The organism is Pseudomaricurvus sp. ABR4_320 (assembly GCF_056159445.1).
Genome location: NZ_JBSWVF010000028.1, coordinates 34,578 through 43,188 on the forward strand (window position 1 = coordinate 34,578; position 8,611 = coordinate 43,188).

7 protein-coding genes are annotated in these 8,611 nt (G+C 49.8%); 3 read left to right on the forward strand and 4 right to left on the reverse strand.

Annotated elements, in window-relative coordinates:
• Positions 1–29 precede the first annotated feature (29 nt).
• Both feoB and ACXAFR_RS25985 read right to left on the reverse strand, forming a co-directional pair.
• A complete protein-coding gene (feoB, locus tag ACXAFR_RS25980) occupies positions 30–2,417 on the reverse strand; it encodes a Fe(2+) transporter permease subunit FeoB (RefSeq protein ID WP_475182752.1) in 2,388 nt (795 codons plus the stop codon).
• Positions 2,414–2,710, reverse strand: coding sequence for a FeoA family protein (locus ACXAFR_RS25985; protein ID WP_475182754.1), 297 nt, complete (start codon positions 2,708–2,710; stop codon positions 2,414–2,416). Before ACXAFR_RS25985 ends, feoB begins: the two co-directional genes overlap by 4 nt.
• Before the next feature lie 192 nt (positions 2,711–2,902).
• Between ACXAFR_RS25985 and ACXAFR_RS25990 the strand changes: the two genes are divergently transcribed.
• From ACXAFR_RS25990 to xthA, 3 genes are all read left to right on the forward strand, one after another.
• Positions 2,903–3,379 (forward strand): YbhB/YbcL family Raf kinase inhibitor-like protein, encoded by a 477-nt coding sequence (locus ACXAFR_RS25990; RefSeq protein WP_475182756.1) that lies wholly within the window; start codon positions 2,903–2,905, stop codon positions 3,377–3,379.
• A 375-nt stretch (positions 3,380–3,754) separates the two neighbouring features.
• A complete protein-coding gene (locus ACXAFR_RS25995; protein ID WP_475182757.1) occupies positions 3,755–5,893 on the forward strand; it encodes a carboxy terminal-processing peptidase in 2,139 nt (712 codons plus the stop codon).
• Between the two features lie 8 nt (positions 5,894–5,901).
• Entirely contained in the window at positions 5,902–6,717 is an 816-nt protein-coding gene (gene xthA, locus ACXAFR_RS26000; protein WP_475182765.1) for an exodeoxyribonuclease III, read from the forward strand.
• Positions 6,718–6,757: 40 nt separating this feature from the next.
• Here xthA and ACXAFR_RS26005 read toward each other — a convergent pair whose 3' ends face one another.
• Both ACXAFR_RS26005 and ACXAFR_RS26010 read right to left on the reverse strand, forming a co-directional pair.
• Complete coding sequence (locus tag ACXAFR_RS26005) at positions 6,758–8,125, reverse strand: sensor histidine kinase (protein ID WP_475182760.1); 1,368 nt, start codon at positions 8,123–8,125, stop codon at positions 6,758–6,760.
• 60 nt (positions 8,126–8,185) lie between these two features.
• Positions 8,186–8,386 (reverse strand): DUF2788 domain-containing protein, encoded by a 201-nt coding sequence (locus ACXAFR_RS26010; RefSeq protein ID WP_475182763.1) that lies wholly within the window; start codon positions 8,384–8,386, stop codon positions 8,186–8,188.
• Positions 8,387–8,611 lie beyond the last annotated feature (225 nt).

The window sequence follows — 8,611 nt, forward strand, 5'->3', positions numbered from 1 at the left end:
AAAACGTTTCCCTGCCCAACGGCGAAGCATCAGCCTATTTGACGCACCGGTATAAGATTGGTGTTGCTGCTCATATGACGCCTCGCCATCCAGAACAAACCTGCCGCCCCCAGTGCGACCAAGACTACCATACCGACAATCCACCCAAGAGCAGCCCCGGTTTGAGTCACCAAAGCCCCTGATTGAAAACAGATAACGGCCAAGGCGTAAGCGACCAAGGTATTCCACGTGGCCGCAAAAAATGCCCAAAATCCGCCGGCTTCCTTATAGATAGCGCCCAATGTTGCCACACAGGGCATGTAGAGAAGCACAAACAAAATATACGAAAACGCCGCCAGTGCACCGCCGTAAAGAGAGCTCATCGCGACAAACGTCGACACATGGACTTCCTGATCCGCAGCGCTGGACTCCTGATTACTCAGGTCACCTACACCAAGCCCCAAGGGGTCTAGGAGTGCGCCACCGAGACCGGCAAGATTTTCAGGTACAGTCGCAAACGCATCGGCCAGCATTGAACCTATTGATGGCGCATCCCCTTCTTCTGCAGGTGCGTCAGCATTGGCAATCGCCGTGTACAAGGAATCGAGTGTTCCGACCACGACTTCCTTGGCGAAAATACCGCTGAAAATTCCAACCGTGGCAGGCCAGTTATCCTCTTGTACCCCCATAGGTTCAAACAGTGGCGTGATCTTCATACCGATCACCGACAGTACGGATTTCTCCGAATTTTCATTGCCAAAGCTGCCGTCTGTACCGATGGAATTAACGAAATTCAACACCACGACGACCAGAACGATGGCCTTACCGGCTCTAAGTATGAAGCCCCTCAGACGGTGCCAACTGGTCATCAGCAGGCTCTTCATGGTAGGTAGGTGATAATTTGGCAACTCCATCACAAAGAATGACAGATCTCGATTCATCAACCGTTTCTTGACCAAGGCGCCGGTTAACACCGCCATTACGATGCCCAGCAGATAGAGACCGAATACCACATTCTGCCCCTGAGCGGGGAAAAAGACGGTCGCAAACAATATGTAAACCGTTAATCGAGCACCACAAGACATGAACGGCGCCATCAGCGTTGTGAGCAAACGATCGTTGTGACTGTCCAACGCACGGGCAGACATCACCGCGGGCACATTACAACCGAACCCAACAATCAAAGGCACAAAGGATTTTCCCGGCAATCCCAGAGAACGCATTAACCGATCGACAATAAACGCCGCTCGGGCCATATAACCTGAGCCTTCCAGAAAGGACTGAAACAGAAACAGGGCGCCGATCACCGGAATGAAACTGGCGACCAATTGGATTCCGCCCCCAATACCATCGGCGATTAATGTGGTAAGCCACGCTGGAGTTCCAATGGCGAAGAGTGCTCGATGGGGTAACTCAACCAACAGCGCACCGGCCACTTGGTCAAACACGTCAATGAAGGCGCCGCCAACATGGATGGTGAACAGAAACATGAGATACATAACACCGAGAAACATCGGAAACGCCAGAAGCCGATTCAGCAAGAGATTGTCCAGGCGGTCAGTGAAACTCACCTTTGCCTGACTGTCTCGGCGAATACTCTCTGAACAGGCGCCCGCGATCCAGTGATAACGGGCATTGATAAACTGATCACTGGCAGCGGTGTCATTCTCACTCTCAAGCCGACGGGTGATCGCCTCAATCGCGAGGCGTAGATCACTGTCGAGACGTCCCAGAACCGACGCATCTTCCGCCAGCGCCGCAGTTGCCAGTAATCTGGCTGCCCGCCCGGATGAAACGTCCGGATTTAATAGGCTATTTGACTCGGCTGATTGATCACTACGGTCCAACAGAAGCTGCACATCAGCAATCGCTGTTTCTAGCGTCTCGCCCAAGTTGGCGGCTTGGGGCGCCGGACGAGGCTCTTGATCCAAGTATTTTTGGATCGCCGCAAGCAAATCCCTGAGCCCTCGCTGTTTGCTGGCGACAATCGGCACAACCGGCAATCCCAGAAATCGAGAGAGCGCTTCGGTATCAATCGTTATTCCGTGATTGTCCGCCACATCCATCATGTTCAAAACGACGATCGTCGGAATACCCGTGTCGAGTAATTGGCTGGTCAAATACAGACCACGCTCGAGACTGGTAGCGTCAATGATGTTAATCAGGCAGTCGACAGGCTCATCAAGAATAAAATTTTGTGCGATTTGCTGATCAATACTATCGTCGTCATGGGATACGCTTAGGCTGTATGTCCCGGGCAGATCAACTAACTCATAACGATTGCCAAAATATTCAAAATACCCGGATTTTTTCTCGACCGTAACGCCCGGCCAATTGCCAATTTTCTGTCGTGATCCGGTTAAATGGTTAAAGAGCGTTGTCTTACCACTGTTGGGATTACCAACCGCCGCGAGGCGTATTTGTCCAGAACCGCTCATACCTTAACCACCTCAATTTCTCCGGCTTCCTGCCAACGCAAACTCAGATAAAAACCCCTCACCCGAATCTGCACAGGATCTCCCAGAGGTGCAATTTGCTTGACCTCGAACTGCGTTCCCGGCGTCAGCCCCAGACTCATCAGGCGGTGACAATAACCTTTATCGAGATTGGCAAAACTGACAACCCGGGCATTTGCACCCACGGGCAATTCGGAAAACAACAACTTCGGAGACGACATGATGACTACCAGAGTAAAATAGAGGAAGGTACTGCAGATGGAAATCGTTATCATAAAGACCCAATCTTTGAAATGCATCTTGCAAATGACAGTGATCTCGTAAATTTTTGAAAGATTTTTGCAAAAATTGGAGTAAATCAAGTGGTTTGAGCAAAATATCTGTCCGACCACACCGGTTTTGCGTAAAAATCCGGTCAGTTGACATACGGAACCACTAATCTTTAACCTGGCTACGGAGGTAAATCCATGGGATTCATTCCATCCCCAATGACAGTAACATCCACTTCGTTTGACAATGGCAGCAAAATCCCTGAAAAGTTCACTCGTGACGGCGGAGACGTTTCACCACAACTGAGCTGGTCCAATGCACCCGCCGATGCCACCAGCTTCGCGATTATTTGTCACGACCCAGACGCCCCTCTCATCACACCGGGCAAGTATGGCTTTGTTCACTGGGTTTTGTACGGGCTGCCCGGAAACCTGACGTCTATTGATGAGAACTATAGCGGCGGCATAAAAGGTGTTAATGACTTCGGAGATCCCGGCTACGGTGGTCCTCAGCCTCCAGCAGGACACGGCCCCCATCACTACTTTTTTAGCGTGATTGCCCTGAAAGATGCACCAGAGCTAACGCCAGGGCTTAGCCTGTGGGAACTGCTTGACGCCATTGAGCCATCGGCAATTGCTATGAACAGATACGTCGGGACTTTTGCTCAATCTTAGAAAGTTCATATACCAGAGGGTGATTGACAGCGTTAGCAGTCACTTTGAAAATAGCGACATATGAAAAGGTGGTTGCTGTTCGCCAGAAGTCGGCCTCAGAAACCTAACGGTAATCGTCTAGGGGATGTCACGAATGTGCTCTTCCAGCCGGTTGTCTGGGGCGGTTACTGTAAATTGCTTGCTAAAACCGCCCCAAATGAGCTAATTCATCCGCCATATCGGCATAATTGCGTGCCAGCAAGCTAATTTGATCGATTTTTTTGCTCGAATTAGTTTGGCTTCGAAGGACTGTGATATATTTAGACGAAAATCTTGTCTAAACGCGGGTAAGCTGGCCTTTTCGCCAAAACGCTGCTGTTTTTTAAGAGACCGTCTATGCATTTGCGCTGTATTTCTTCTGCCGTATCCTCTGCCCTGTTGCTCGTGAGCTTGTCCACCATCGCGCCACAAGCCTTGAGTAAAAGTGTCGATTTTAAATTCAGTGATATTCAGGAGAAGACCGCCGTCGATATCATCGACAAGCTTTCTACTCGCCACTATCGCAACCAACCCTTCGACGATACTCTGTCTGCAGAAATGCTAGACCGGTATATTGATAGCCTGGATCCAGCCAAGGCTTTTTTTCTGAAATCAGATATCGATGAATTCAATCGCCGCTATGCCAGAACCCTTGATGATTCTTTTACCAAAGGCGACCTGGATCCTGGGTACGAGATTTTTGTTACCTACTTTAATCGCTCCCACAACATCCTGAATTGGGTCATCGACAACCTCAGTAAAGAAGATGGTTTTCAGTTCGATTTTACCAAAAATGAATATGTTCCATTGGACGAAGAAGATCTGCAGTGGGCGGTGAACGATGACGATGCCAAAGAACAGTGGCGCAAGCGCATCAAATCCAATGTACTGAGTCTCAAGCTGACGGGTAAAACCGAAAAAGAAGCCCGTGAAACATTGCTCAAGCGCTATAAAAACCAGTTGACCCGACTGGAACAACAAGATGCCGATGACGTCTTTGAAATTATGGTCAACGCACTGACCCAGCTGTACGATCCTCACACCAGTTACCTCTCCCCGCGCACTCAGGAAAACTTCAACATCTCCATGTCTCTGTCACTTGAGGGCATCGGCGCCGTCCTGCAGTCAGAAGATGAATTCACCAAAGTTGTCCGTCTGGTGACCGCCGGGCCGGCGTCAAAACAGGGTGAACTTAAACCTGCGGACAAAATCGTTGCTGTTGGCCAGGGAACTGACGGTGAAATGGTGGATGTCGTCGGCTGGCGTCTGGACGAAGTCGTGAAGCTGATTCGCGGGCCGAAAGGCTCAACCGTGCGCCTCGCGGTCATTCCTGCCAAAGCGACAGACGACAGCCAACGCAAGGAAATTAAAATCAATCGTGGCCAGGTTAAGCTTGAAGAACAGGCAGCCAAAAAAGCCGTCATCGAGCTGACGGATGGGCAAAATCTCTTCAAAATAGGTGTGATTAACCTACCGGCCTTCTACATCGATTTTGAGGCCTATCGCAACCGTGACCGCAACTACAAAAGCGCAACTCGCGATGTCAAACGACTGATCGACGAACTTGCTCTTGAAGATATCGACGGTCTTGTTATCGACCTGCGCAACAACGGTGGCGGCTCACTGCCCGAGGCAACCACGCTGACTGATTTGTTTATCGATCAAGGACCGGTAGTCCAAATTCGTCAGACCAGTGAAACCATTTCTCGCAACTATCGATCGCGCCGTAAAGCGCTTTATCGGGGACCTTTGGTTGTCTTAACCAACCGTCTTAGCGCCTCAGCCTCGGAAATTTTTGCCGGCGCCATTCAGGATTACCACCGCGGGCTGATCGTGGGAACGCAATCCTTTGGTAAAGGCACGGTGCAGTCCCTAACACCGGTACATAGCGGGCAGCTAAAAATTACCGAGTCCAAGTTCTATAGAGTCTCCGGTGAAAGCACCCAGCATCGAGGTGTCATCCCCGACGTTTCCTTCCCGGTTCTGGTAGACACCGATGAAGTCGGCGAAAGCACCTACGATACGGCGTTGCCTTGGGACAAAATTCATCCGGTTCCACACGAGCTTTACTACGACTTCGATTCCATTCTCGGTGAAATCACCCGTCGACATGAAGCAAGGCAAAAAACGGATCCGGATTTTGTTTTCTTGAATAAACAGGTCGACCAAGTCAAAGCCCGGAAAGAGAAACACCTACTATCTCTGAACGAAGAGCAGCGCAAGAAGGAACAGAAAGAACTCAAACTGCAGTCTCTGGCAATCGAGAACGAACGTCGTATGGCCAAAGGAATGGATCCATTTGCATCTGTTGATGAGTGGGAACAAGAACGAGATACCGTTGCTGAAGAGGCAACGAATGCAGCAGCCAGTGAATCAGATTCCGAATTGAATACGGAAGACGATACCTATCTGACCGAAGCCGGCTACATTTTGATCGATATGATCAATCTGATGGACGAGCAAAACAGCAACACCAATCGCGTCGCGAATTTCTGATTGGGTCACTGCCAGTGAAAATTGTCTCGTTCAACATCAACAGCATTCGAGCCCGCCTCCATCAACTGGAGGCGTTGATCGATACCCACCAACCAGATGTTATCTGCCTACAGGAAACCAAGGTTTCCGACCCTGAATTTCCTCAAGCTGCGGTTGAAGCTCTTGGGTACCATGTCGCGTTTCACGGACAGAAAACGCACTATGGTGTGGCGACGCTCAGTAAAACGCCCTTCACCGCGACCATCAAGGGTTTTACCACCGATGAAGAGGACGCCCAGCGGCGGGCGTTAACGACTCAACATCAGATCGATGGCCGTGCTCTCACCGTGTTTAATGGCTATTTCCCCCAAGGGGAAAATATCGCTCACGAAACCAAGTTTCCCAATAAAAGGCGTTTTTATGGGGATCTGATGTCTTATCTCAACAGTCAATGCGATCCAAAGGATGACCTACTGATCGTTGGGGATATGAATATCTCACCTCAGGATCTGGATATCGGCATTGGCGAGGATAATCGCAAACGCTGGCTTCGAAGCGGTAAATGTAGCTTTCAGCCGGAAGAGCGAGAGTGGCTGGAAAAGCTCCTCGATTGGGGCCTGAGCGATTGTTTTCGAACGCTACACCCAGACGAAAGCCAATTGTTCAGCTGGTTTGATTATCGCAGCAAAGGCTTTGACGCAACGCCTCGTCGCGGACTCAGGATTGATCTTATTTTGGCGTCCAAACCACTTTTGCAACGCTGTGTCGCAAGCAGCATAGACTATGACATTCGCGGTATGGAAAAGCCTTCGGATCACGCGCCTGTTTGGGCGGAATTCAAGTAAACAGAAACGCTCTGTTAAACAACAAAACCAACCTGTAACGTCAGGTTGGTTCTGAATCCACGGCAGTTTCCATCCCCTTTTCAACCATCGTCAGCGGAATGTGGAAAAGGTAGTGGGCTTCTTTGCCATCCTTGTCAATTTCCACGCTACCGCCCAGATTTTCCGCAAGACATTTACTGATGGGATACCAGAGACCACTCAGGTGGCTATGGCGTAGCATTTCTTCCAAATTTGATGTTCGGGCAATATCTTCTTTTTCGGTACGATCAACAATGGTAATTTCCAAATGCCCTTGTTCATCTTTACCACCACGAAAATCAAACACCACGAATATCGTTCCGGAGATGGCCGTCGAAATAGCACTTCCCATAAGGCTCTCAAAGATACGCGCGATCAGCTTCGGATCTCCCTGTGCCATGTCCGGGCATTCGGGATAAATACGAAAGCTCAATTCGACGTCTCTCGCCTCGGCGGCGACTTTAAAGTCATCAACCCAAGTCTCCAGTGTCGAACGAAGGTGAAACACCTTGGTATTCAATTCCACATCGCCGTTGCTGATCAGCGCAAAGGAACGGATGTTACGCAACAGCTTTTGATGGGCCGCCAACGCTTCACGAGCTCCGGTATAACTGGCCGATAAATCATCATCGAGCCGTTTTTCTCCGAGAAGCGACAAAAGACCGCTGAGCTTATGGTCCGCCTCGCTCATCTGCTGCCAGAGACTGTTGAGGAAATGCGTATTCAAATTGACTGAGGCATCAACCTTACGTTTTTCCGTCTCCAAAGCCTTGGCTTTAATTTTCAATTCGTAGTTGGATTCGAGACGCTTCCAGTAAGTTGAATATAATAAATCCGCTTGATGATAGAGTGTCGCCATGTAAATACACATCATCAACCCGTACATATACCCGTCGAAACCACCGGTATAAATCGCCGCGACTGCTGGAGGAAAAAGAGCTATTGCCTGATAGATCTGGCTAAATCGCCGAAACGGTGCCGTAACCTGCGTCGTCGTCGCGAAAAAAATCACTGTGTAGAGCCAGAGAATGGGCGTTTCACTGACCATTCCCAGAATCAAGGTGGATGTCGTAAGAATGATGCTCCACCAAGCGGCACCCGCCATCGTGGAAATAAAAAAGTAACGACGCCAGCGCGCGGGACCGGCAGAATAGATCGCATCAAAACGCAATAAAAAATAGGCGCGAATCAACATTGTGACAATCAAGCCTGCGGTAAGCACCACCGATGCCGTTGGGGCCACGAGGTGCATATCCCCCAGGGACAGGCATAAAAGATAAGCCAGAAAATTAACCACCAGGCCGCGTCGGCTGTATTTAGCCATGCGCGCGTCAGTTTCCCGCATGATAACGCGGTCTTTCTGTACCTTACCGACGGGAGAAAACAGCATAGAGAATCCTCGCTCAGAGCTTCACATGAATGTCGTGAAACCTGCTGCTACATATACGCGCTATTTTGAAACAACTTCAACCAGCACGGTTTTAATAATAAACCCCAACAAGCCCAGTCCGAGAGCTAAAAACAGGATAAATGTGCCGAATTTGCCCGCTTTGGACTGCTTCGCCAAATCCCACATAATAAAAACCATAAAGGCAATTAGCCCACCGACCCCAAGAATCAATGACCAATGCTCAAATGTATCAATATCCATAGCGACCTCTAACCAGGGTGCTGCCGCCCCGCTCCAGATTGGCGACGGCTGCAGGCCTTATACTATTCATACTAGTCGTAGGTTCTTTATTCATTCACTTATTCGACCAATACTGCAGCAATGGGACTCAGCCCCCGACGTCCAGACATGAAAAAAGCCGGCGACTTGCCGGCTTTAACCATACTGCAACCACTGTCCTTACAGCTGTCCTTCCAGTTCAGGGAT